This is a genomic window from Amorphus sp. MBR-141 (assembly GCF_053628695.1).
This window is the reverse complement of sequence record NZ_JBRJGW010000011.1, coordinates 63,700-86,508: the sequence shown is the minus strand read 5'-3', so window position 1 is coordinate 86,508 and position 22,809 is coordinate 63,700. Positions and strand designations below refer to the sequence as shown.

Annotated in this window: 20 protein-coding genes; 15 read left to right on the top strand and 5 right to left on the bottom strand. The window is 68.0% G+C overall.

What is annotated here, in order from left to right:
- Window positions 1–81: 81 nt before the first annotated feature.
- The 3 genes from ACSSVZ_RS15785 to prfB all read left to right on the top strand — a co-directional run bounded on the left by ACSSVZ_RS15785 (window position 82) and on the right by prfB (window position 5,336).
- Window positions 82–1,314 carry an N-acetylmuramoyl-L-alanine amidase gene (locus tag ACSSVZ_RS15785; protein WP_453971547.1) on the top strand — a complete coding sequence of 411 codons (1,233 nt, stop codon included), beginning with the start codon at window positions 82–84 and terminating at the stop codon, window positions 1,312–1,314.
- Window positions 1,315–1,589: 275 nt separating this feature from the next.
- Window positions 1,590–4,094, top strand: coding sequence for a penicillin-binding protein 1A (locus tag ACSSVZ_RS15780; RefSeq protein WP_453971546.1), 2,505 nt, complete (start codon window positions 1,590–1,592; stop codon window positions 4,092–4,094).
- A 110-nt stretch (window positions 4,095–4,204) separates the two neighbouring features.
- A protein-coding gene (prfB, locus tag ACSSVZ_RS15775) for a peptide chain release factor 2 (protein WP_453971544.1) occupies window positions 4,205–5,336 on the top strand; the annotation gives its coding sequence in 2 pieces (ribosomal slippage) (window positions 4,205–4,273 and window positions 4,275–5,336; 1,131 coding nt in all).
- 78 nt (window positions 5,337–5,414) lie between these two features.
- On the opposite strand, the gene ACSSVZ_RS15770 is transcribed toward prfB, so the two are convergent.
- Together ACSSVZ_RS15770 and bcp are read right to left on the bottom strand one after the other, a co-directional pair.
- The gene (locus ACSSVZ_RS15770) at window positions 5,415–6,266 is read right to left on the bottom strand and encodes a ferritin-like domain-containing protein (protein ID WP_453971542.1); all 852 of its coding nucleotides are present in this window, start codon (window positions 6,264–6,266) and stop codon (window positions 5,415–5,417) included.
- Window positions 6,263–6,730 (bottom strand): thioredoxin-dependent thiol peroxidase, encoded by a 468-nt coding sequence (bcp, locus tag ACSSVZ_RS15765; RefSeq protein WP_453971540.1) that lies wholly within the window; start codon window positions 6,728–6,730, stop codon window positions 6,263–6,265. The genes ACSSVZ_RS15770 and bcp overlap by 4 nt, the downstream gene beginning before the upstream one ends.
- A 244-nt stretch (window positions 6,731–6,974) precedes the next feature.
- On the opposite strand from bcp, the gene ACSSVZ_RS15760 reads away from it, so the two are divergent.
- Window positions 6,975–10,307 (top strand): hypothetical protein, encoded by a 3,333-nt coding sequence (locus tag ACSSVZ_RS15760; protein ID WP_453971539.1) that lies wholly within the window; start codon window positions 6,975–6,977, stop codon window positions 10,305–10,307.
- 76 nt (window positions 10,308–10,383) lie between these two features.
- Here the strand turns inward: ACSSVZ_RS15760 and tyrS are convergent, their stop codons facing one another.
- Window positions 10,384–11,637 (bottom strand): tyrosine--tRNA ligase, encoded by a 1,254-nt coding sequence (tyrS, locus tag ACSSVZ_RS15755; RefSeq protein WP_453971537.1) that lies wholly within the window; start codon window positions 11,635–11,637, stop codon window positions 10,384–10,386.
- A gap of 125 nt (window positions 11,638–11,762) precedes the next feature.
- Here tyrS and ACSSVZ_RS15750 point away from each other — a divergent pair, with 125 nt between their 5' ends.
- Complete coding sequence (locus tag ACSSVZ_RS15750) at window positions 11,763–12,848, top strand: anhydro-N-acetylmuramic acid kinase (protein WP_453971680.1); 1,086 nt, start codon at window positions 11,763–11,765, stop codon at window positions 12,846–12,848.
- Between the two features lie 18 nt (window positions 12,849–12,866).
- Here the strand turns inward: ACSSVZ_RS15750 and ACSSVZ_RS15745 are convergent, their stop codons facing one another.
- Window positions 12,867–13,520 carry an alpha/beta hydrolase gene (locus ACSSVZ_RS15745; RefSeq protein ID WP_453971535.1) on the bottom strand — a complete coding sequence of 218 codons (654 nt, stop codon included), beginning with the start codon at window positions 13,518–13,520 and terminating at the stop codon, window positions 12,867–12,869.
- A 237-nt stretch (window positions 13,521–13,757) separates the two neighbouring features.
- Between ACSSVZ_RS15745 and ACSSVZ_RS15740 the strand changes: the two genes are divergently transcribed.
- The 10 genes from ACSSVZ_RS15740 to ACSSVZ_RS15695 all read left to right on the top strand — a co-directional run bounded on the left by ACSSVZ_RS15740 (window position 13,758) and on the right by ACSSVZ_RS15695 (window position 22,172).
- Window positions 13,758–15,071: a cysteine desulfurase family protein gene (locus tag ACSSVZ_RS15740; RefSeq protein ID WP_453971533.1), complete on the top strand. Its 1,314-nt coding sequence runs from the start codon at window positions 13,758–13,760 to the stop codon at window positions 15,069–15,071.
- A complete protein-coding gene (gene sufB, locus ACSSVZ_RS15735; protein WP_453971531.1) occupies window positions 14,989–16,506 on the top strand; it encodes a Fe-S cluster assembly protein SufB in 1,518 nt (505 codons plus the stop codon). Before ACSSVZ_RS15740 ends, sufB begins: the two co-directional genes overlap by 83 nt.
- A 9-nt stretch (window positions 16,507–16,515) precedes the next feature.
- Window positions 16,516–16,860, top strand: coding sequence for a hypothetical protein (locus ACSSVZ_RS15730; protein ID WP_453971530.1), 345 nt, complete (start codon window positions 16,516–16,518; stop codon window positions 16,858–16,860).
- Between the two features lie 13 nt (window positions 16,861–16,873).
- A complete protein-coding gene (gene sufC / locus ACSSVZ_RS15725; RefSeq protein ID WP_453971679.1) occupies window positions 16,874–17,620 on the top strand; it encodes a Fe-S cluster assembly ATPase SufC in 747 nt (248 codons plus the stop codon).
- 11 nt (window positions 17,621–17,631) lie between these two features.
- Complete coding sequence (gene sufD / locus ACSSVZ_RS15720; protein ID WP_453971528.1) at window positions 17,632–18,963, top strand: Fe-S cluster assembly protein SufD; 1,332 nt, start codon at window positions 17,632–17,634, stop codon at window positions 18,961–18,963.
- A gap of 7 nt (window positions 18,964–18,970) precedes the next feature.
- On the top strand, window positions 18,971–20,230 hold the full coding sequence (locus ACSSVZ_RS15715; RefSeq protein ID WP_453971527.1) for a cysteine desulfurase: 1,260 nt from the start codon (window positions 18,971–18,973) through the stop codon (window positions 20,228–20,230).
- Window positions 20,231–20,241: 11 nt separating this feature from the next.
- Window positions 20,242–20,643 carry an SUF system Fe-S cluster assembly protein gene (locus tag ACSSVZ_RS15710; RefSeq protein ID WP_453971525.1) on the top strand — a complete coding sequence of 134 codons (402 nt, stop codon included), beginning with the start codon at window positions 20,242–20,244 and terminating at the stop codon, window positions 20,641–20,643.
- 39 nt (window positions 20,644–20,682) lie between these two features.
- Window positions 20,683–21,057: a Fe-S cluster assembly scaffold SufA gene (gene sufA, locus ACSSVZ_RS15705; RefSeq protein ID WP_453971523.1), complete on the top strand. Its 375-nt coding sequence runs from the start codon at window positions 20,683–20,685 to the stop codon at window positions 21,055–21,057.
- 3 nt (window positions 21,058–21,060) lie between these two features.
- Entirely contained in the window at window positions 21,061–21,726 is a 666-nt protein-coding gene (tenA, locus tag ACSSVZ_RS15700; protein WP_453971521.1) for a thiaminase II, read from the top strand.
- A 92-nt stretch (window positions 21,727–21,818) separates the two neighbouring features.
- The gene (locus ACSSVZ_RS15695) at window positions 21,819–22,172 is read left to right on the top strand and encodes a TfoX/Sxy family protein (RefSeq protein ID WP_453971519.1); all 354 of its coding nucleotides are present in this window, start codon (window positions 21,819–21,821) and stop codon (window positions 22,170–22,172) included.
- Window positions 22,173–22,291: 119 nt separating this feature from the next.
- Here ACSSVZ_RS15695 and ACSSVZ_RS15690 read toward each other — a convergent pair whose 3' ends face one another.
- The gene (locus ACSSVZ_RS15690; protein WP_453971517.1) at window positions 22,292–22,801 is read right to left on the bottom strand and encodes a hypothetical protein; all 510 of its coding nucleotides are present in this window, start codon (window positions 22,799–22,801) and stop codon (window positions 22,292–22,294) included.
- Between the last annotated feature and the right edge of the window lie 8 nt (window positions 22,802–22,809).

Here is a 22,809-nt window from a genome sequence, read left to right as displayed (position 1 = left end):
CGTCAAGGCGCGGTTAACGGCGATGCGGTTATCGGCTATAGCGACCGGCGGTGGGCTGCCGGAGTACGAGGTGTGACTTTGATGCGTTCAACCGTGGCCGTGGCGGTGCTCGCGGGTCTTTTCTGCATGTTGGCTGCGGGGGGTGCCGGGCCGGCCGTCGCGGCGTCCGAAGGCGCGCCCGTCGTCGCGTCCGGCGCGCGGGTCAGCGGCGACGGCGAGCGGACGCGGTTCGTCATCGAGCTCTCCGAAGGCGTCGAGTTCGGCACCTTCGTCCTGCCGGATCCGAATCGCGTCATCATCGATCTCGCGAATGTGACCTTCGATCTTCCCCCCGAGGCCGGCAGCAATGCCGGCGGCATGGTCAGCGCCTGGCGCTACGGCCAGTTCGCCGCCGGCCAGGCCCGGGTCGTTCTCGACGTCGACCGCCCGGTGGCGGTCGAGCACGCCTTCTTCCTGCCGCCCGTCGCCGACCAGCCGGGGCGGCTGATCCTCGATCTGGTGTCGACGAGCGAGGCGGCGTTCGCCGAAGCGGTCAAGACCAGCCGGGGCAAGCGGGCAGGCGCCGAGCCGGCGCTGACGAACAAGAGCGAGCCGGTCACCGGCAACCGGCCCGTCGTCGTCCTCGATCCCGGCCACGGCGGCGTCGATCCCGGTGCCGTCGGCGAGGGCGGCGTGTTCGAGAAGGACGTGGTGCTGTCGTTCGCCATGCGGCTCCGGGACAATCTGATGGCCTCCGGCGAGGTCGAGGTGCGGATGACCCGCGACGACGACCGCTTCCTGTCGCTGCGCCAGCGCGTCGAGGTGGCGCGCGGCTTCGGCGCCGATCTGTTCGTCTCCATCCACGCCGATTCGGCGCCCCAGGACTACGTGCGCGGCGCCACCGTCTACACCCTCTCCGAGCGCCCGTCGGATGCCCAGGCGGCGGCGATCGCGGCGCGGGAGAACCGCTCCGACGTGCTGGCCGGCATCGAGGCGGACGAGGCCACAGACGAGGTCACCGACATCCTCATCGACCTGGCCCGGCGCGAGACCAAGGTCTTCTCCCATCATTTCGCCGAGGAGGTGATCGACGAACTCGGCACCGCCGTGCAGCTGCACAAGAATCCGCACCGGTCGGCGCGGTTTCGGGTGCTGAAGGCGCACGACATTCCGTCGGTGCTGATCGAGCTCGGCTACCTGTCGAACATCCACGACGAGCAGCTGCTGACCGACGAGAAGTGGCGCGAGCGGGCGGCCGGGGCGCTGACGGAGGCGGTCGACCGCTTCTTCGCTCCGCGGATCGCCCGCGAAAAAACCGAAGGCAGCACGCAGTGAGTGCCGCGATGACACCACTTTTCGGACGCATTCTGCCTGCAGCGGCGTGGGACGCGTTGCGTCGGAATGTCTTGCGAGCCGGTGGGTGCGGGCGTTATGCCTGCGCCATCGCGATGAATTGACGTGCGCCGACGGCGCAGGCGGGCTATCGGCAGGCTGGGCCGGCACCGCGCCTGGCCTGGCCCGCACATGACACGGCAATCGGACTGGTGCTGGCGTTCGGGGGACGCGTCGGGCGACGGGTCCCGGTACGACACTGGAGTTGAGACGGCACGATGCGCTTCCTACTGAACACCATCGGCTACCTGTTCGGCATCGGCGTGGTGCTCGGCCTGATCGCGGCCGGCGCCGTCGGCTTCTACATCTCCAAGATGTCGGAAGACCTGCCGGAATACACCCAGCTCCGCAACTACGAACCCCCGGTGATGACGCGCATCCACGCGTCGAACGGCAGCCTCGTGGCGGAATACGCGACCGAGCGTCGCCTGTTCCTGCCGATCCAGGCGATCCCGTCGATCATCAAGGAGGCGTTCCTCTCCGCCGAGGACAAGAACTTCTACGTCCACAACGGCGTCGACGTCGGCGGCGTGTTCCGGGCCGCCGTCACCAACTTCCGCAACCGGGGGACGGGGCGCCGGCCCGTCGGTGCGTCGACGATCACCCAGCAGGTGGCGAAGAACTTCCTGCTCACCAACGAGGTCTCCATCGAGCGCAAGATCAAGGAAGCGATCCTGGCGCTGCGCATGGAGCAGGCCTACACCAAGGACCGGATCCTCGAGCTCTATCTCAACGAGATCTATCTCGGCATGGGCGCCTATGGCGTCGCCGCCGCCGCGCTGGTCTATTTCGACAAGTCCGTCCACGAGCTGACCATCGCCGAGGTCGCCTACCTCGCGGCGCTGCCGAAGGCGCCGAACAACTACAACCCGTTCCGCGAGCCGGCCCGGGCGATCGAGCGTCGCAACTGGGTGCTCGACCGGATGCTCGAGAACGGCTTCATCACCGAGGCCCAGGCCCAGGAAGCCAAGAACGAGCCGCTGCGGGTGACCCCGCGCGACACCGGATCGCATCTGCTCGCGTCGGAATATTTCGCCGAGGAGGTCCGTCGCCAGCTCGCCTCCATGTATGGCGAGAAGGGCCTCTATCAGGGCGGCCTCTCGGTCCGCACGACGCTCAATCCCGAGTATCAGGTGATGGCGCGCAACGCGCTGATGAACGGCCTGATCGACTTCGACATCAAGCGCACGGGCTGGCGCGGCCCGGTGACCACCGTCGATCTCGACAACGGCGCCGACTGGGGCGCCCGTGTCGGCGAGGTCGAGGCCTATTCCGACGTTCCGGAATGGCGCCTGGCGGTCGTCCTGTCCGTCGACGACACCGAGGCCTCGATCGGCCTGCAGCCGCCGCGGCTGGCCTCCGGAGCGCTGTCGATCGAGCGCAATCGCGGACGCATCCCCTACAAGGAGACCGCGTGGCGCCGGCTGCAGGACGGTCCCAAGCGCGGCCAGGATCAAGCCCGCTACACCGGCGTGCGGAACATGACGGATCTGGTGAAGCGCGGCGACGTCGTCTACGTCGAGAAGGTCCAGGATTCCGAGGAGGGCAACGACGTCTGGCGGCTGCGCCAGGTACCGGAGATCTCGGGCGGCATCGTGGTGATGGATCCGCACACCGGCCGCGTTCTCGCGATGGTCGGCGGCTTCAGCTACGCCGACAGCGAATTCAACCGCGCCACGCAGGCCTATCGCCAGCCCGGTTCGTCGTTCAAGCCGTTCGTCTACGCCGCCGCCCTCGACAACGGCTACACGCCGGCGAGCGTCGTGCTCGACGGCCCGATCGAGATCGACCCGGGCGCCGGACAGGCCGTCTGGCGTCCGAAGAACTACGGCGGCAAGTTCGCCGGTCCGTCGACGCTGCGGTATGGCATCGAGCGTTCGCGCAACGTGATGACCGTCCGTCTCGCCAAGGACATGGGCATGCCGCTCGTGGTCGAGTACGCGCGCCGGTTCGGCATCTACGACCATCTGAAGCCGTACCTGCCGATGTCGCTCGGCGCCGGCGAGACCACCGTCATGCGGATGGTCGGGGCCTACTCGATCATCGCCAACAGCGGCCAGAAGGTCACGCCGACCCTCATCGACCGTATCCAGGACCGCTACGGCCGGACCATCTATCGCCACGACGACCGCGTCTGCCAGGGCTGCGTGGCAGACGAGTGGCACAACCAGCCGGAGCCGACGATCATCGACGAATCCGAGTACGTGCTCGATCCGATGACCGCCTACCAGATCACCTCGATGATGGAGGGCGTGGTCCAGCGCGGCACCGCGGTTCGCGTCAAGGCGGTCGGTAAGCCGATCGCCGGTAAGACCGGCACCACCAACGACGAGCGCGACGCCTGGTTCATTGGCTTCACGCCGGATCTGGTGGCCGGTGTCTATGTCGGCTACGACCAGCCGCGGCCGATGGGCCGGGGCGCCACCGGCGGCACCATCGCCGCGCCGATCTTCATCGACTTCATGAAGGAGGCGCTCGCCGACACGCCGGGCGTTGAGTTCCGCGTGCCGGAGGGGATCAAGCTTGTTCCCGTCTATGCGAAGTCGGGGCAGCCGGCTCCCAACGGCGGGCCGGGCGTGATTCTCGAGGCGTTCAAGCCGGGCACCGCGCCGGGCGACACCTTCTCGGTCATCGGCATGAGCAACAACGGCAAGTCGTCGCGGTCCTCGGTGACGCGCGAGAGCGAACGGGCCGTGCTCTCGGGCACCGGCGGCCTGTACTAGCCCTCCGCGGCTGTGCGGACCGCTCGCCGATTGTGCGATCGGTCCCGACCCCTTATGTCGGTGGTCCCGCCCGCGCGGCGGGGCCGCGCCACTCCAATCGGACATTTGCGATGCGAACGGACACGATCAACACGGTCGAGGAAATCAAGCAGGCGTTGGGCCTGCTGAGGAGGTATCTTTGACTGGGATCAGGCACTGAAGCGGCTCGACGAGCTCAACGCCAAGGCCGAGGATCCCAGCCTCTGGAACGACCCCGAGGTCGCCAAGGGCCTGATGCGCGAGCGCCAGACGCTGGAGGACCAGATCGGCGCCGTGCGCCGGCTCGAGCAGGAATTGACCGACGCCGTCGATCTCATCGAACTCGGCGAGGCCGAAGGTGAAGCGACGATCGTCGAGGACGCCGAGAAGCAGCTGAAGGCGCTGCAGGCCGAGCTTGCGCGCCGCCAGGTCGAGGCGATGCTGTCCGGCGAGGCCGACGCCAACGACGCCTACCTGGAAGTCCATGCCGGTGCCGGCGGCACCGAAAGCCAGGACTGGGCCAACATGCTCTTGCGCATGTACGTGCGCTGGGCCGAGCGCGCCGGCTACAAGGTCGAAACGCTGGAGGTTCACGACGGCGAAGAGGCGGGCATCAAGTCGGCCACGATCCACGTGAAGGGCCACAACGCCTATGGCTGGCTGAAGACCGAGTCCGGCGTCCACCGGCTGGTGCGGATTTCGCCGTTCGACAGCCAGGCGCGGCGGCACACCAGCTTCGCGTCGCTCTGGATCTATCCGGTCATCGACGATTCCATCGAGATCGACATCAACGAATCCGACGTGCGCGTCGACACCTACCGCTCGTCCGGCGCCGGCGGCCAGCACGTCAACACCACCGACTCCGCCGTCCGCCTGACCCACGCGCCCTCGGGGATCGTGGTGGCCTGCCAGTCGGGCCGGTCGCAGCACCAGAACCGGGCGACCGCCTGGGACATGCTGCGCGCCCGCCTCTACGAGGCGGAGCTGAAGAAGCGGGAGGAGAAGGCGATGGCCGAAGCGGCATCCAAGTCGGACATCGGCTGGGGGCACCAGATCCGGTCCTACGTCCTGCAGCCCTATCAGCTGGTCAAGGACCTGCGCACCGGCGTGGAGAGCACCTCGCCCTCCGACGTGCTCGACGGCGACCTGAACGCCTTCATGGAGGCCTCGCTGGCCCAGCGCGCCTACGGTGATGGCAGCGTCGAGATCGCCGACGTGGAGTAAGGCTGCAAGCCGCAGGCGGCCTGCGTCCCTGCGGCGCCCATCAAGTGAACCGGAAGAGGGCGCCGCGGGCGCCCTTTTTCATGTCCGGATGGTTTCCAGCGGACGGTAGAAGCCGGGGGTGAGGCCGGCCTGCGAGCGCGCCCGGTCGTTGAACGGCGGCTTCAGCGGGCTCCTGAAATGCTTGCGCACCAGCGCGTGGAAGGTCGCCTCCGCCGGCCGCCGCTCGCGGTCGCACAGGAAGCGGAACCATTTCGCCCCGAAATAGACGTGCTTCTTCTCGTCCTCGTAGATCCGGCGGAACACGGCGGCGTCGGCAAGGTCGCCGCGCGCCTCGGCCTTGGCGATCATCGAGGGGGTGATGTCGAGCCCGCGCGCCTCCAGCACCAGGGGCACGATGGCGAGGCGGGCGGTCAGGTCGCCGCCGGTCTCCTCGGCCGCCTGCCACAGGCCGTCATGGGCCGGCAGGTCGCCGTAGCGCGCGCCGAAATCGGCGAGACGGTCGCACAGCAGGCCGAAGTGGATGCTTTCCTCCCGGCCGACCGTCACCCAGTCGTCGAAGAACGAGCGGGGCATGCGCTCGCCGGCGAAGCGGCCGACGATGTCCCAGGCGAGGTCGACGGCGTTGAGCTCGATGTGGGCGATGGCGTGCAGAAGGGCGATGTGGCCCTTGCGGCTGTCGGACGAGCGGCGGGGCATGTCGCGCGGTGCCAGCAGGCGCGGCTCCGCCGGCCGGCCGGGGCGCTTGGGCGCCGGCGGATCGAGCGACGGCAGACGGAGCGAGAGGTCGCGGGCAAACCAATGGGCTGCCGCGCGGTGCGACAGGGCGATCTTCGCGTCGAGATCGGCGGTGGCGACGATCGTGCGGGCGGCCGCCGCCAGCGAGGCCGGCGGCGGGGAGGCGGGCGGAACGGGAGGACGATCGTCGGTCACAGGGCCACGGCGGCCTCAAGCACCGCTTCCGCGTGGCCCGGCACCTTCACCTTGCGCCAGATGCGGGCGATCGTGCCGTCCGGGGCGATCAGGAACGTCGCGCGCTCGACGCCCATGTAGGTCTTCCCGTACATGGATTTCTCCACCCAGACGCCATAGCTTTGACATACCGATTTGTCTTCGTCCGACCCGAGCGTCACGCCGAGGTCGTGCTTGTTGCGAAACTTCATATGGCTGGCGACGGAATCGGGTGAAACTCCGATGATCTCGATGCCGTGCTCTGCGAATCGCGGCATCAGCCCGGAAAATGTCACGGCCTCTTTGGTGCAGCCAGGCGTGTCGTCTTTCGGGTAGAAATAGAGAACGACCGGTTTGCCGGCGAAGGAAGACAGCGAAACCGTGCCGGACGAGTCGGTCGGGAGATTGAAATCCGGTGCATGATCGCCTTCGGAAAGCGTGCTCATCTGGTGGGCCTCGTTGTCTCTGGCGCGGGATCCGTCCCGGCCTGCCGATGATGTGTCTGGGGAACGGCCACGCCACCCCTCGCAAGGGGTGTTGCCTGCAACGGAGCGCCGGTCAAGGCGCGCCGCCGGTCGCGTTGCGCGGAGCTTGGCTGAAGGGAGCATGAGACAAGGACGCGGGCCGAACCGGCTCTTCCATGCCCATCTTTTCTGTCGTGGACGGTCCCGTCCGCGCAAGGCCGCGCGCGTGGCCGGGATCGCGGGCATCGTCGTCCTCGTCCTCCTTGCCGCATTGGTCGTCCGCGTCTTCACCGCGCCGCTGAACATCCCCATCGCCGACCGCACCGTCCGGTCGATCCTGACCAGCCTCGCCGGCGAGAACGGGCGCGTCGAGGTCGGCGGCGTGTCGATCGCCTGGGCGAAGAAGAGCGGGTTCGAGATCGTGGTGCGGGAGGTGGTGCTGCGCGGGCCGGCCGGCACGCTCACCGCTCCCAGCACCGTCTTTGACGTGTCGACGAAATCGCTGTTCTCCGGCGAGGTCAAGATCCACTCGATCGCCATCGAGAAGCCGGAGCTCAGCATCAACTACCCGTCGGCCGGCGCCGATGCTCCGGGCACGGTCGCCGCCGATCGCGGCCCGCCGCTGCCGGTCGCCTTCCTGCCGGAAATGGAGCAGCGTCTCGCCCGGCTGTCGACGATCGCCCGCAACTACGGGCTGGCCACGTTCCGCATCGTCGACGGGGAGGTGCGCGTCCCGGTCCCCGATGCGCGTCTGCCGGATCGCGTGTTCACCGACATCAACGCCACCCTGCGTCCCGAGGCTGACGGCGACGTCGCCATCGACGTCCGCGGTCGTGCCAGCTCCGGAGCGTGGCACTACACCATGAACCGCTCGAGCCATCCCGACGGCTCGCGCCTGGTCGCTGGCGGCACCGGGCTCGGCCTCACCGACCTCCTCAACCTGCCGGTCATCAAATCCGGCTTTTCCCTGTCGCCCGAGCTGACGGCGTGGTTCTCCGCCGACGGCAAGCTTGACCGGGCGCGGTTTCAGATCGGCGTCGACCAGGGCGTGTTCCAGATCGCCAGGGATCCTCCGCGCACGGTCGATCGCCTGCTGATCGCCGCCACCTGGGACGCCGGGAGCAAAGTGGTGACGGTCGAGCCGATCGAGATCGTCGCCGGCTCGACGCTGTTGACCGGCAAGGGCACGTTCACCCCGCCGACGGACGACAGCGACATCTGGCAGTATCAGCTCAGCGCCGACCACGCCCGGCTCGCGCCCGACGACGTGGACGGCCCGCCGCTGGACATTCCGGTGCTCAGCATTTCCGGCACCATCATCCCGAGCCGCAGCTATCTCACCTTCGAAAAATTCGTCGCGCGCTCGACGTCGGGCGCGATGATGGGGGCGGGCTCCTTCGATTTCGGCCCCAACGGCCCTAACCTTGCCGCCGCCCTCAGCCTGTCGCCGATGTCGGCCGCGACCCTCCTGCGCCTGTGGCCGGTGACCCTCGGCTACGAGGCCCGCAAGTGGATCGTCGACAACGTGCGTAGCGGTCAGATCGAGACCGGCGAGATGGAATTCTCGCTGCTGCCGCTCGACATGGACGGCGACCCGCAGTCGAACAGCCCGATGGAACGCACCATCGACATCGCCATCACCTATCGCGACGCCTCCCTCGTCCTGCCGGGCGAATTGCCGGCCATGGTGGCGGCAGCCGGGACGGCGGTCGTCGCCAACCAGCACGTGACCCTCAACGCCAGCACCGCGGCGCTCGATCCGCCCGAGGGCGGGCGGATCGAGGTGGCGGACTTCTACGCCGACATTCCCTCGGTGATCGCCCAGCCGCCGATCGGCACGATCCGCACGCGGCTCGACGGCTCCGCCACGGCGATGGCGTCGCTGACCAGCCTCAAGCCGATCGACGCGCTGAAGCTGCTGGGCGTGGCGCCGGCGGACCTCAGCGGATCGATCTCGGCGAGCCTGGATGCCGTCGGGCCGCTCGGCGACGACATCGCCCCCGACGCCCTGAAATGGGCGGTCGACGCCCAGCTGACCGACGTCTCCAGTTCCGCCCCCATCCAGGGCAAGACGGTCAAGGGCGCCACGCTTTCCGTGGTCGCAGATCAGACCCAGGCGACACTGAAGGGCAAGGCGACTGTCGACGGGGTGAACGCCACCATCGACTACACGGCCGTGTTCGCGGGCGACGACCAGGGGCAGGCGGGCGACGTGTCGTTCGTGCTGACCGAAGCCGAGCGCAAGAAGCGCGGCTGGGACCTGGGCTCGCTGCTCGGCGGGCCGATCGAGATCAGCGTCGTCGATTCCTCCGACGGCAAGCGCCGGGTCGAGGCCAATCTGAAGGACGCCCGGCTGACGGTGCCGGGCTTCGGATGGACCAAGGGGGCTGGCGTTCCCGCCACGGCGTCGTTCGAACTCGTGGAGAGCGACAAGACGGTCGAGGTCAACGACCTGAAGGTCAGCTCGGACGGTCTCGACGTGGTCGGCTCCGTGCGCATCGAGGACGGCCAGCTCGCCTCCGCGGTGTTCGACCGCTTCGCCCTGCGGCCGAACGACCAGGCGACCTTGAAGGTGCAGCGGGCGGCCAATGGCGGCTACGACGTCTCGCTCGCCGGGCGCTCCCTGGACGGACGCGGATTTCTGAATTCGCTCAAGGAGCGGGCCGACGGCGACGGCAGCGGCGCCTCCGGGATGAGCGGGCCGCTGAACCTCCGCGTCGCGCTGGACACGGTTCAGGGCAACGGCGGCATCGACCTGACGGACCTGAACGGGACGGTGCGGCTGAACGGCGACAAGCTCGGTGCCCTCGACCTGACGGGGTCCAGCAACGGCGGTCGCTCCAAGGACGTCGTGGCGACGCTGGCGCCCCGTTCCGGCGGCAGCCAGGCGCTGTCGGTGACGACGGGCGACACCGGCCGCGTCCTCAAGTTCCTCGGCATCTACCAGCGCCTGGTGGGCGGCCAGGGCAGCCTCGACGCGACGCTGCAGCAGGGCCAGCCCACCACCGGCATGGTCACCGTGCGGCACTTCGACGTGTCGGGAGATCCCGCCGTCGCCAACCTGATCGACAAGACGGTGAGCGGCGGCAGCCGGGCGAACTCCGACCCGCGTCCGCTGGCGTTCCAGCGTCCCGAGGCGGCCCGGTCGGGCGGCGGCTTCGACGAGCTGGTTGTGCCGTTCCGCGAAAGCGGCGGCCGCATCGAGATCACCGACGCCGTCCTGAAGGGGCCGTCGATCGGCGGCACCGCCGGCGGCGTGCTCGATCTCGACACCGACCGCATGCAGATCAGCGGGACGGTGATCCCGGCCTACGCCATCAACAACCTGTTCGGCCGGGTGCCGGTGCTGGGCGAGATCCTAGGTGGCGGCAAGGACGGCGGCCTGTTCGGCGTCACCTTCCGCCTCGACGGCCCGCTGAAAAGCCCGTCCTTCTCGTTCAATCCGGTCTCGGCGGTGACGCCGGGCATCTTCCGGCGCATCTTCGAGCAGCAGGACGCCGACGGGGTGCCCGCCTTCGCCCCCCCCGCCGCCCGCGACGGCCGCAACAACCGCTACTGAAGGGTCCAGCCGACGCCGGGGCGACGTCGACGCGGGGGCAGGTCGTCCGGTCCGCCGGCAGCGCGGGCGGTCCCGCTCACTCCGCCTTCAGCAGGACGTGCTTCTTGCGGCCGAGCGACAGCTTGATGACGCCATCGCCGGTGAGGTCGCCGGTGCCCAGCGCGCGCCGGTCGTCGTCGACCACCTGGTCGTTGACCCGGGCTCCGCCGCCCTTCACCAGCCGCCGCGCCTCGCCGTTGCTGGCGGCAAGTCCGGCGCGCCGGAACGCCTCCAGCACGCCGATGCCGGCCTCCAGCTCGCCGCGCGCCACCGCGACGGTCGGCAGGTCGTCGGCCAGCGTGCCGGCCTCGAAGGTCTGGCGGGCGGTCTCGGCCGCCTTGTCGGCGGCCTCGCGGCCGTGGACGATGGCGGTCGCCTCCGTCGCCAGGATCTTCTTCGCCTCGTTGACCTCGGCGCCGCCGAGCGCCTCCAGCCGGGCGATCTCGTCGAGGGGCAGGCGGGTGAAGATCTTCAGGAAGCGGCCGACGTCGGCATCCTCGGTGTTGCGCCAGTACTGCCAGAAGTCGTAGGCGCTGAAGACGTCCTCGTTCAGCCAGACGGCGCCGTTGGCGGTCTTGCCCATCTTGGCGCCCGAGGCGGTGGTGAGCAGCGGCGTCGTCAGCGCGTAGAGCTGCGGCGTACCCATCCGGTGACCGAGGTCGACGCCGTTGATGATGTTGCCCCACTGGTCCGAGCCGCCCATCTGCAGCCGGCAGCCGTAGCGCCGGTTCAGCTCGACGTAGTCGTAGCCCTGCATGATCATGTAGTTGAACTCGAGGAACGACAGCGACTGCTCGCGGTCGAGCCGCAGCTTCACGCTGTCGAACGACAGCATCCGGTTGACCGAGAAGTGCCGGCCGACGTCGCGCAGGAACTCGACGTAGTTCAGCTTCATCAGCCAGTCGGCGTTGTTCACCATCAGCGCGTCCGACGGCCCGTCGCCGAAGCGCAGGATGCGCGCGAAGATCCGTTTGATGCTGTCGATGTTGCTGTCGATGGCCTCGGGCGTCAGCAGCCCCCGCTGCTCGTCGCGGAACGACGGGTCGCCGACCATCGAGGTGCCGCCGCCCATCAGCGCGATCGGCCGGTGGCCGGTCTCCTGCAGCCAGTGGAGCATCGTCGCGGAGATCAGGTTGCCGATGTGCAGGCTGGTCGCGGTGGCGTCATAGCCGACGTAGGCGGTCACGGTCTCGGTGCGGAACAGGTCATCGAGGCCGCTCTCGTCGGAGACCTGATGGATGAAGCCGCGCTCGGAGAGCGTCGCCAGAAAGTCTGACTTGAAGCCGGTCATGGAACGGAGATCCTGTGGTATCGGTCGGGGCCGGACCGCCCCGTGGCCTCGCGGTTTACCAGCCTTGCCGACAAATTCCAGATGCGGAGTGGATATTGAGCCTCGAAATGCGCGACGACCGGGTGATGCGCGCCATCGGCCTGATGAGCGGCACCTCGATGGACGGCGTCGACCTGGCGCTGGTGGAGACCGACGGCGATGCCCGGGTGGTCCTTGGCGCAACCGCGTTCACGCCCTATCCGACCGAGCTTCGCGGGCTTCTGAAGCGTGCCAACGCGGTTGCCCTCGGCCTCGACGACCGCACGGCCCGGCCTGAACCGCTGGCCGAGGCGGAGGCGTGGGTGACCCGCGCCCAGACCGAAGCGGTGGCCGCCTTCGTCGCCGGTCTCGACAGCCGGCCCGACGTCGTCGGCTTCCACGGCCAGACGGTGATGCACGCGCCCGAGCGCGGCATGACGATCCAGCTCGGCGACGGTGCGGCGATGGCGCGCGGGCTCGGCATCCCGGTCGTCTACGATCTGCGGGCCGCCGACGTCGCCGCCGGCGGCGAGGGGGCACCGCTGGTGCCGGTCTTCCACCGCGCGCTGGTGCTGCAGGCGGGGTTGCCGCTTCCCGCCGCGGTGCTCAACATCGGCGGCGTCGCCAACGTCACCTGTGTCGGGGCGGACGGCGACATCGTCGCCTTCGACACCGGTCCGGGCAACGCGCTGCTCGACGATCTGATGGAGGCCCGGCACCGGGAGTTGATGGATGCGGGCGGGGTCCGGGCGGCGGCCGGCACCGCCGACGCCGCGGTGGTGCGGGCCTATCTCGCCGACCCCTATTTCGACCGGCCGGCGCCGAAATCCCTCGACCGCAGCAACTTCGACCGATCCCTCGTCGATCACCTGTCGACTGAGGACGCGGCCGCGACGCTGGTCGAGGTCACAGCGGGGGCGGTGGCGCGCGGCCTGTCGATGCTGCAGGCGATGCCGAAGAGCCTGACCATCGGCGGCGGCGGCGCGCGTAACCCGACGCTGATGGCGGCGCTGGAACGGGCGACGGGCCTCGTTCCCGAGAGCGCCGATGCGTTCGGCTGGTCGGCGGCGTTTCTCGAAGCCCAGGCGTTCGGCTATCTGGCCGTGCGGGCGCTGAAGGGCCTGCCGATCACCTTCCCGAAGACCACCGGCGTGCCGGCGCCGACCACCGGCGGCGTGATCGTCCGCCCGTGACGATCGGGCCGCCGTCTCTCAGAGGTGGCCGTCGGCGCCCAGCCGCTTGTCGAGATAGCCGCTGCAGTGCTCCATGAGGATGTCGATCTTATCCTCGAAGAAGTGGTTCGCGCCGGGCACGATCTGCTGATCGATGACGATGCCCTTCTGGGTCTTCAGCTTGTCGACCAGCACCTGGACGTCCTTCATCGGCGCGACCTTGTCCTGGTCGCCGTGAATGATCAGGCCGGACGACGGGCAGGGCGCCAGGAACGAAAAGTCGTGCAGGTTGGCCGGCGGTGCGATCGACATGAAGCCCTCGACCTCTGGGCGGCGCATCAGAAGCTGCATGCCGATCCAGGCGCCGAACGAGAAGCCGGCGATCCAGCAGGCCCGGGCGTCCGGATGGATGGTCTGCACCCAGTCGAGGGCGGCGGCGGCATCGGAAAGCTCGCCCGAGCCGTGGTCGAAGGTGCCCTGGCTGCGGCCGACGCCGCGGAAATTGAACCGCAGCACGGCGAAGCCGCGCTTCTGGAACATGTAGAAGAGGTTGTAGACGATCTGGTTGTTCATCGTCCCGCCGAACTGCGGGTGCGGATGCAGCACGATCCCGATCGGCGCGTTGCGGCTTTTGCCGGGCTGGAAGCGGCCCTCGAGGCGGCCAGCCGGCCCTGCGAAGATCACTTCGGGCATAGGATCGAATCCTTTAGGAGACTGTTGCGGGGGAAGGTCGGCACCGGGGTCGCCGCAAGATATGAAAATCTTGACGGCAAGGGTCACCTTCCTACACTAAGATAATCTGGAACCGTTCGAAATCGATAGCGCGCCTTGCGGCGCACATCCTTTGATGTCGGATGGCGACGAAGTGGGCGGGTTATCCACAGCCAGGCCGCCCATTGCAAGATTTTTCCGGAACGGATCGGGGTTGAGATGGCGACGACGGCGATGAGCCGGGTCTTCTTCGACTGGAACGCGGGTGCGCCGTTGACGGCTGCCGCCCGCGATGCGGTCGTCGACGCCCTGTCGCTCGCCGGCAACCCGTCCTCGATTCACGCCGAGGGCCGTGCCGCGCGCGGGCTGATCGAGGCCGCCCGCGCTTCCGTCGCGGCGCTGTGCGGCGTGGCTCCGGCAGCCGTCACCTTCACCAGCGGCGGCACTGAGGCCAACCAGACGGCGCTTTCGCCTTCGATGGAGATCGACGGCCGGCCGGTCCGCTTCGCGCGGCTCCTGGTGTCGGCAGTCGAGCATCCCTCGGTCATGGCCGGCGGCCGCTTTCCGGCAGATGCGGTCGGCATCGTCCCGGTCGACACCGACGGCGTCGTCGATCTGGCGGCGCTGGAGCGCATGCTGGCGGACGGCGAGGGGCCGGTGCTGGTCTCGCTGATGGCGGCCAACAACGAGACCGGCGTGATCCAGCCGGTGGCGGACGCCGCCCACATCGTGCACGCCGCCGGCGGCCTGCTGCACGTCGACGCGGTCCAGGTGGCCGGGCGCCTGCCGCTGTCGGTGGCCGATCTCGGCGCCGACGTGGTCACGCTGTCGGCCCACAAGATCGGCGGTCCGCGGGGCGCCGGCGCCGTGGTGCGCGGCCGTCCGGGCCTCGCCATCGCGCCGCTGCTCACCGGCGGCGGTCAGGAAGGCCGGTCCCGCGCCGGCACGGAAAATCCGCCGGCCATCGCCGGCTTCGGGGCCGCTGCCCGGGGCGCGATCGACGATCTCGCGTCACAAACGCGGGTTTCGGCCCAAAGGGACTGGTTTGAGCGGGCGCTCATGCTTATCTCCCCCGGTGTGACGGTTTTCGGCGCGAATGTCGCCCGGCTGCCCAACACCTCGGCCTTCTCGGTGCCCGGCGTGAGCGCAGAGACGGCCGTGATCGCGCTGGACCTTGCCGGCGTCGCCGTATCCTCCGGGTCGGCATGCTCGTCGGGCAAGGTTTCCGCCTCCCATGTCCTCGGCGCCATGGGCGTGCCGGCCGGGACAGCGGCGGGCGCGATCCGGGTCAGCTTGGGCCCTTCGACCTCCGATCAGGAGATCGAGCGGCTCCTCTCCGCGTGGCAGACCGTCAGCCACCGTTTCGCGCGGCGTCCGGACGAACCGGCGCCGCATTCAGATCGTCTTCGACAACCAGCGGGCCTTGAACCCGCCATGGATGGAGAGACCGATGCCAGCAGTGCAGGAAACGATCGACCAGGTTCAGTCGATCGATCTAGACAAGTACAAGTACGGCTTCATCACGGACATTGAGTCCGACAAGGCGCCTAAGGGCCTCGATGAATCCACCATCGCCTTCATCTCCCAGAAGAAGGGAGAGCCGGACTGGATGCTGCAGTGGCGCCTGGAGGCCTACAAGCGCTGGTTGACGCTTGAAGAGCCGACCTGGGCGCGGGTGCACTACCCGAAGATCGACTTCCAGGACCTCTATTACTATTCCGCGCCGTCGACGGCGGCGGGACCGAAGAGCCTGGACGAGGTCGATCCGGAGCTGCTGCGGACCTACGAGAAGCTCGGCATTCCGCTGAAGGAACAGGAGATCCTCGCCGGCGTCCGCAAGCAGGGCGAGGCGAGCACCCTCGACGAGGACGGCCTGAGCGCGCCGTCGGGCCGCGTGGCGGTCGACGCGGTGTTCGATTCCGTCTCCGTGGTGACGACGTTCAAGAAGGAGCTCGCCAAGGCGGGCGTGATCTTCTGCTCGATCTCCGAGGCGGTCCGCGAACACCCGGACCTGGTCCGCAAGTACCTCGGCACGGTCGTCCCGGTCACCGACAATTTCTATGCGACGATGAACTCGGCGGTCTTCACCGACGGTTCGTTCGTCTACGTGCCGCCGGGCGTGCGCTGCCCGATGGAGCTGTCGACCTATTTCCGCATCAACGAGCAGAACACCGGCCAGTTCGAGCGGACGCTGATCATCGCCGACAAGGGGTCCTACGTCTCCTATCTGGAAGGCTGCACGGCGCCCCAGCGCGACGAGAACCAGCTGCACGCCGCCGTGGTCGAGCTGATCGCCCTCGACGATGCCGAGATCAAATACTCGACGGTGCAGAACTGGTACCCGGGCGACATGAACGGCAAGGGCGGGATCTACAACTTCGTGACCAAGCGCGGCGACTGCCGCGGCGCGAACTCGAAGATCTCCTGGACCCAGGTCGAGACCGGCTCCGCCATCACCTGGAAGTACCCGAGCTGCATCCTGCGCGGCGACAATTCGCGTGGCGAGTTCTACTCGATCGCCATCTCCAACGGTCACCAGCAGATCGATTCCGGCACCAAGATGATCCATCTCGGCCGGAACACCTCGAGCCGCATCATCTCCAAGGGCATCGCCGCCGGCAAATCGGAGAACACCTACCGCGGTCTTGTGCAGGCGCACCGGCGGGCCACCAACGCGCGTAACTTCACCCAGTGCGATTCGCTGCTGATCGGCGACCAGTGCGGCGCCCACACGGTGCCGTACATCGAGGCGAAGACGCCCTCGGCGCAGTTCGAGCACGAGGCGACCACCTCGAAGATCTCCGACGACCAGCTCTTCTACTGCCGGTCGCGCGGCATCGGCGAGGAGGAGGCGGTCGCGCTGATCGTCAACGGCTTCGTCAAGGACGTCATCCAGCAGCTTCCGATGGAGTTTGCCGTCGAGGCGCAGAAACTCATCGGGGTCAGCCTGGAAGGGTCCGTGGGCTGATTTCGGGCCATGGACGCGCGCTTCTGGTTCAGGCCTAAGAAGTGGGGCTATGGCGCCGTGCCCGTCGACTGGCGGGGATGGACGGCGGTCGGCATCTACCTCGCCGTCGTCTTCGTCGCCACGCTCGGCTTCATCGCCGCCCTGACGGAAGCCCACACCGGCCCGGCGATCGCCGCCACGGCCATCTTTCTCGGCTTCGTGGTCATCTGGACCCTTGGCTTCCTGGGGATCGCCCGCGCCCGCACCGACGGAGACTGGGCCTGGCGCCCGAACGCAGATGAAACCGGCCCGGCGCCGCTCCGAGATGCCTCTCGCGAGCCGGCCGACGGTCCCGACGCAACGAACGGACATTGAGACGATGACGAACATGCTCGAAATCAGGAACCTGCACGTGAGGGTCGAGGACCGGGAGATCCTGAAGGGGATCGACCTGGAGGTCGGCGCCGGCCAGGTGCACGCCATCATGGGGCCGAACGGCTCCGGAAAGTCGACGCTCTCCCACGTGCTGGCGGGACGCGACAACTACGAGATCACCGAGGGCACGGTCCGCTTCAACGGCGTCGACCTGCTGGAACTGGAGCCGGAAGAGCGGGCCGCGGCCGGCGTGTTCCTCGCCTTCCAGTATCCGATCGAGGTGCCCGGCGTTGCCAACATGACCTTCCTCAAGACCGCCCTGAACTCCCAGCGCAAGGAGCGCGGCGAGCCGAACCTGTCGACGCCGGAGTTCATGAAGCGGGTGAAGTCGGCGGCCGACAAGCTGGCGATCAGCCAGGAGATGCTGCGCCGGCCCGTCAACGTCGGCTTCTCCGGCGGCGAGAAGAAGCGCAACGAGATCCTGCAGATGGCGGTGCTCGATCCGAAGCTGGCGGTGCTCGACGAGACCGACTCCGGCCTCGACATCGACGCCCTGAAGATCGTCGCCGACGGCGTCAACGCCCTGCGGTCGCCCGAGCGCTCGTTCATCGTCATCACCCACTACCAGCGCCTGCTGGAGCACATCGTGCCGGACGTGGTGCACGTGCTGGCCGGCGGCCGCATCGCCAAGACCGGCGGCAAGGAGCTGGCGCTCGAACTCGAAGCGCGCGGCTACGCCGACTATGTCGAGGCCGCGTGAGGGAGGCTGACATGGCACAGACCCCCGACATCAACCGCACGCCCGCCGAGACGGCGCTGGCCGAATGGTTCGCCGCCGGCGAGGGCGAGCGGGCCGGCGAGGGCCCGGTCGGCGACATGCGCGCCGAGGCGTTCGACCGCTTCAGCGGCCAGGGCCTGCCGCACCGCCGGGTCGAGGCCTACAAGTACACCGACCTGCGCGCCACGCTGCGCACGCTGCCGCCGTCGGCCGAACCGGCGATGCGGGAGGCCGCCGCTGCGGCCCTCGCCGCCGTGCCCGCCCTGGAAGGCGGCCTCGCGCCGGCGCGCATCGCCATCGTCAACGGCCGCTTCGAGCGGGCGCTCTCCGATCTCGACGGCCTCGACGGCGCGGTGACCGTACAGGGCTTCTCGGAACTGTTCGCCGGCGCCGAGCCGGTCCTGTCGAAGCTCGGTGCGCTCGCCGCCGGCGTCGACGACCCGATGCTCGCCCTCAACACGGCGCTGTTCGACGGCGGCGTGGTCATCACGGTGGCCGCCGGCGCCACCGTGGCCCGCCCCATCGAGCTGCTCCACGTCATTGCCGGCGACACCGCGCTCACCACCATGCCCCGTCACGCGGTGTTCGTGGGCGAGGGCGCCTCGGTGCGCATCCTGGAGCGCCACGAGGCGACCGGACAGGTTGCGCACACCACCAACGCGGCGATCGAGCTGGAGGTGGCGCCCAAGGCCTCCGTCGTCTGGGCCAAGCTCCAGGCCGAGCCGCTGACCGCGACCCACGTGGGCACGATGACCACCGCGGTGGGCGCGGACGCCCGCATCGCCCACCTCACGGTGACGCTCGGCGCCAGGCTCGCCCGCTCCCAGGTGTTCGCCCGCATCGAGGGCGAGAACGTCGAGGCGTCGTTCGACGGGTCGACCTTCGTCCGCGGCGACCAGCACGCCGACATCACTCTGGTCCTGGACCACAAGGTGCCCAACGGCATCAGCCAGGAGCGCTTCCGCACCGTCGTCGACGACAGCGCCAAGGCGGTCGTCCAGGGCCGCATCAACGTCTGGCAATACGCCCAGAAGACCGACGCGCGGATGATGTCTAACGCCCTGCTCCTCAGCGAGGGCTCGGAGGTGGTCAACAAGCCGGAGCTGGAAATCTACGCCGACGACGTTCAGTGCGCGCACGGGGCGACGTCCGGCCAGATCGACGAAGAGGCGCTGTTCTACCTGCGCTCGCGCGGCATCCCACGGCGCCATGCCGAACGCCTGCTGATCGAATCGTTCCTGCTGGCGACCATCGAGGGGATCGGCGACGCCGACTTCGCCGAGGTCCTCGCGGCGCGCATGCGTGCCGCCCTCGAGACGGAATGAGGACATCATGAGCGACGCCATCGACATCGGTAGCGGCCAGGCGACGGGCGCCTACGACGTGGCGGCGGTGCGCCGGGATTTCCCGATCCTGTCGCGCCAGATCCACGGCAAGCCGCTGGTCTACCTGGACAACGGCGCCTCGGCCCAGAAGCCGAACGCCGTGCTGGACCGCATCCGGCGCGCCTACGCGGAAGACTACGCCAACGTCCACCGCGGCCTGCACACCCTCGCCAACGCCTCCACCGAGGCCTATGAGGGCGCCCGCGAGACCGTCACGGCGTTCCTGAACGCGCCGTCGAGCGAACAGGTGATCTTCACCCGTTCCACCACCGAGGCGATCAACCTGGTGGCCACCAGCTACGGCGGCATGGTGCTCGGCGAAGGCGACGAGGTGGTGCTCTCCATCATGGAGCACCATTCCAACATCGTGCCGTGGCACTTCCACCGCGAGCGCAACGGCGCCGTCCTCAAGTGGGTCGACGTGCGCGACGACGGCTCGTTCGACCTGGAAGCCTTCGAGCGCGCGCTCTCCGACCGCACGAAGATCGTCGCCATCACCCACATGTCGAACGTGCTGGGCACCGTCGTGCCGGTGAAGCAGGTGGTGGAGATCGCCCACGCCCGCGGCATTCCGGTGCTGGTCGACGGCAGCCAGGCGGCCGTCCACATGCCGGTCGACGTGCAGGACCTCGGCTGCGACTTCTACGTGATGACTGGCCACAAGCTCTACGGGCCGACCGGCATCGGCGTGCTCTACGGCAAGCGCGAGCATCTGGAGGCCATGCCGCCCTACATGGGCGGCGGCGAGATGATCGGCAGCGTCACCCGCGACACGATCACCTACGGCGACCTGCCCAACAAGTTCGAGGCGGGCACGCCGCCGATCGTCCAGGCGATCGGGCTCGGGGCGGCGCTGGAGTACATGCAGGCGCTCGGCCGCGACCGCATCGCCGCCCATGAGCGCGCGCTGACTGCCTACGCTCAGGAGCGTCTGCAGGGCATGAACATGATCCGGCTCTACGGCAACGCGCCGGACAAGGGTGCGATCTTCTCGTTCGACATGGACGGCGCCCACGCCCACGACGTGGCGACCATCCTCGACCTGGAGGGCATCGCGGTCCGGGCCGGCACCCATTGCGCCGAGCCGCTGCTCGCGCAATTCGGCGTCACCGCCACGTGCCGGGCATCATTCGGGCTCTACAATACTCTCGAGGAAGTCGACCGCCTTGCGGACGGCATCGAGAAAGCCCATAGATTCTTTGTGTGAGGAGAGCCGGAATGAATGAAACGACGCTCGAATCCGCTCCGGATGCGGCCGTGGCCGACGTTGAACGCGACGGCGGGCAGGTTTCGACCATCCCGACGGAAGAACTCGACCGGCTGACCGACGACATTATAGCGTCTCTAAAGACGGTTTATGATCCCGAGATCCCGGTCGATATTTACGAACTCGGTCTTATATACAGGATCGACATCGACGACAGCCGGACGGTGGACATTGACATGACGCTCACCGCACCGGGTTGCCCGGTGGCCGGCGAGATGCCGGGCTGGGTGGAAAACGCCGTCTCCACGGTCGAGGGGGTCGGCGACGTGCGGGTGAAGATGGTCTTCGATCCGCCGTGGGATATGAGCCGGATGTCCGACGAGGCGCGCGTCGCCCTCGATTTCTTTGGATAGTTCCGGGTACACGAGTTGGGTTTGCTGGAGAGTTCAGCCATGACCGTAGCGAGACCGAAGCCACAGGTGATCACCCTGACCGACGCCGCCGCCGAGCGCGTGCGCGAGATCATGGGCAATGCCGAAACGTCCGTCGCCGGGCTGCGCATCGGCGTCAAGAAGGGCGGCTGCGCCGGCATGGAATACACGATGGAGTATGTCGAGGAGGCGAAGCCCTCCGACGACTGCGTCGAGGACAAGGGCGTGCGCGTCTTCGTCGATCCGTCGGCGGTGCTGTTCCTGCTCGGCACCCGCATGGATTTCAAGGTCGACAAGCTGCAGGCGGGATTCGTCTTCGAGAACCCCAACCAGGTGTCGGCCTGCGGCTGCGGCGAATCGGTCGAACTGAAGCCGGCCCGTCTCGAAGACGCCTGACCCATGGACGTCTTCGACCGCCTGAAGGACGAGGCGGCCGACGAGTGGGCCGCCTATGTCGGCCACCCCTTCGTCGAGGGCCTCGGCTCGGGCGAACTCGATGAGGGCGCCTTCAAGCACTACCTCGTCCAGGACTATCTGTTCCTCATCCAGTTCGCGCGCGCCTATGCGCTCGCCGCCTACAAGGCGACGACGCTGGAGGAACTGCGCACGGCGGCCCGCGGCGTGTCGGCCATCGTCGAGACTGAGATGGACCTGCACGTGCGCATGTCGGCCCGCTGGGGTCTGACGCGCGACGATCTGGCCGGCGCCGTCGAGGCCCGCGCCACCGTCGCCTACACCCGCTACGTCCTCGACACCGGCCAGCGCGGCGATCTGCTCGACCTCTACACCGCGCTCGCGCCCTGCATGATCGGCTACGCCGAGATCGGCGCGGAGCTTTCCGAGGTGCCCGGTGCCCTCGGCTCGGCCAACCCCTACCGAGAATGGGTCGCGGAATACTCCGGCGAGGCCTTCCAGAGGGCCGCGGCCGAGGCGCGTGCCGCCCTCGACAAGCTGGCCCGGGAGCGGCTCACCGAAAGCCGCTGGCCCGACCTCGTCGGCATCTTCCGCCAGGCCACCCGGCTGGAGGCGGAGTTCTGGGACATGGGCATCACGCTCTCCCAGTAGGGCGCTGACGGCGATGGCGCTGCGGCGCCTCCGCTGCCATCATGGCGGGATCGCCGGCTTGAGCGCGGCCTGGCGAAGCCCGGGACCGACCCTTGCTCGATCAGGATTACCTTGAGGATCTGTTCGCCCCGTTCGGGCCGATCACCGTGCGTCGCATGTTCGGCGGGCAGGGGGTGCGCTTCGGCGACCTGATGATCGCGCTTGTCTTGCGCGGCGACATCTACCTGAAGGCCGATGCGGAGACGGTGCCGCGCTTCGAGGCAGCAGGCTCGGTGCCGTTCGATTACGACCGCAAGGGCAAGTCGGTCAGCCTGTCGTACTGGCGGATGCCGGAAGAGGCCGTCGACGATCCCGACGCCCTGCGGGAATGGGCGGAGCTGGCGCTGGATGCGGCGCGGCGCTCTGCGGCGAAGGGCCTGGCCCGTAAGCCCCGAAAGAGCAAGTGAATATCCTCAGCGCCCACGCCGGCTTCGCTCTGCTCGCCGCCTCCGCTCGGAGGGCCCGGCGGGTGGCTGGCAGGTGCGCGCCGGCTTCCTGAATCCAAGAAGAGGCGCTGGATTCTGTCTTAGTCTTCAAGCAAATATATATAGTGGTGATTTTCTGTCAGTAGCTTCTCCGGCCGGACAATACATAACGCATCATCGCCGTCTACATACATGCAACGAACGATGTTCTTTCCGTCGACGAAATGACCATTGCGAAGTTCGCTATGATGAACGCGTTTAGGCCTACGTCCCGCCTGCACCAAGCCACTCTCGATCGAGTCCGCGGTCTCTCCGCACCAGTCTTCAACATCCTCAAAGACGCGACAGTCGATACGGATTACACCACGTACCATGGTAACAGTAGGGGTGTCGCGGCCCAATCGGTTCGCTTTTGCTTGATCGTAGCATGTAAAGTGAGCCGATGTCTTCGAGTGCTCACGTTCCACGCATTTAAAATCGAACCATTCACTTAGATTTTTAGCCGTTTCGGCGATCGTATGTTCCAGACTAACCGGTCCGTAGCGCATCGTTCCAGCTTGCGCTGACGGGACAAAAAATAGGAACACGAGTGCGGTCAGAAAAATCTTCATCAAACGCC

Excerpts from the sequence above, each read along its gene's own strand:
- ACSSVZ_RS15785 (WP_453971547.1), top strand. The coding sequence starts at position 82 with ATGCGTTCAACCGTGGCCGTGGCGGTGCTCGCGGGTCTTTTCTGCATG.
- ACSSVZ_RS15780 (WP_453971546.1), top strand. The coding sequence starts at position 1,590 with ATGCGCTTCCTACTGAACACCATCGGCTACCTGTTCGGCATCGGCGTG.
- bcp (WP_453971540.1), bottom strand. The coding sequence starts at position 6,730 with ATGAGCACGCTTTCCGAAGGCGATCATGCACCGGATTTCAATCTCCCG.
- tyrS (WP_453971537.1), bottom strand. The coding sequence starts at position 11,637 with ATGACCGGCTTCAAGTCAGACTTTCTGGCGACGCTCTCCGAGCGCGGC.
- ACSSVZ_RS15750 (WP_453971680.1), top strand. The coding sequence starts at position 11,763 with ATGCGCGCCATCGGCCTGATGAGCGGCACCTCGATGGACGGCGTCGAC.
- ACSSVZ_RS15745 (WP_453971535.1), bottom strand. The coding sequence starts at position 13,520 with ATGCCCGAAGTGATCTTCGCAGGGCCGGCTGGCCGCCTCGAGGGCCGC.
- ACSSVZ_RS15740 (WP_453971533.1), top strand. The coding sequence starts at position 13,758 with ATGGCGACGACGGCGATGAGCCGGGTCTTCTTCGACTGGAACGCGGGT.
- sufB (WP_453971531.1), top strand. The coding sequence starts at position 14,989 with ATGCCAGCAGTGCAGGAAACGATCGACCAGGTTCAGTCGATCGATCTA.
- ACSSVZ_RS15730 (WP_453971530.1), top strand. The coding sequence starts at position 16,516 with ATGGACGCGCGCTTCTGGTTCAGGCCTAAGAAGTGGGGCTATGGCGCC.
- sufC (WP_453971679.1), top strand. The coding sequence starts at position 16,874 with ATGCTCGAAATCAGGAACCTGCACGTGAGGGTCGAGGACCGGGAGATC.
- sufD (WP_453971528.1), top strand. The coding sequence starts at position 17,632 with ATGGCACAGACCCCCGACATCAACCGCACGCCCGCCGAGACGGCGCTG.
- ACSSVZ_RS15715 (WP_453971527.1), top strand. The coding sequence starts at position 18,971 with ATGAGCGACGCCATCGACATCGGTAGCGGCCAGGCGACGGGCGCCTAC.
- ACSSVZ_RS15710 (WP_453971525.1), top strand. The coding sequence starts at position 20,242 with ATGAATGAAACGACGCTCGAATCCGCTCCGGATGCGGCCGTGGCCGAC.
- sufA (WP_453971523.1), top strand. The coding sequence starts at position 20,683 with ATGACCGTAGCGAGACCGAAGCCACAGGTGATCACCCTGACCGACGCC.
- tenA (WP_453971521.1), top strand. The coding sequence starts at position 21,061 with ATGGACGTCTTCGACCGCCTGAAGGACGAGGCGGCCGACGAGTGGGCC.
- ACSSVZ_RS15690 (WP_453971517.1), bottom strand. The coding sequence starts at position 22,801 with ATGAAGATTTTTCTGACCGCACTCGTGTTCCTATTTTTTGTCCCGTCA.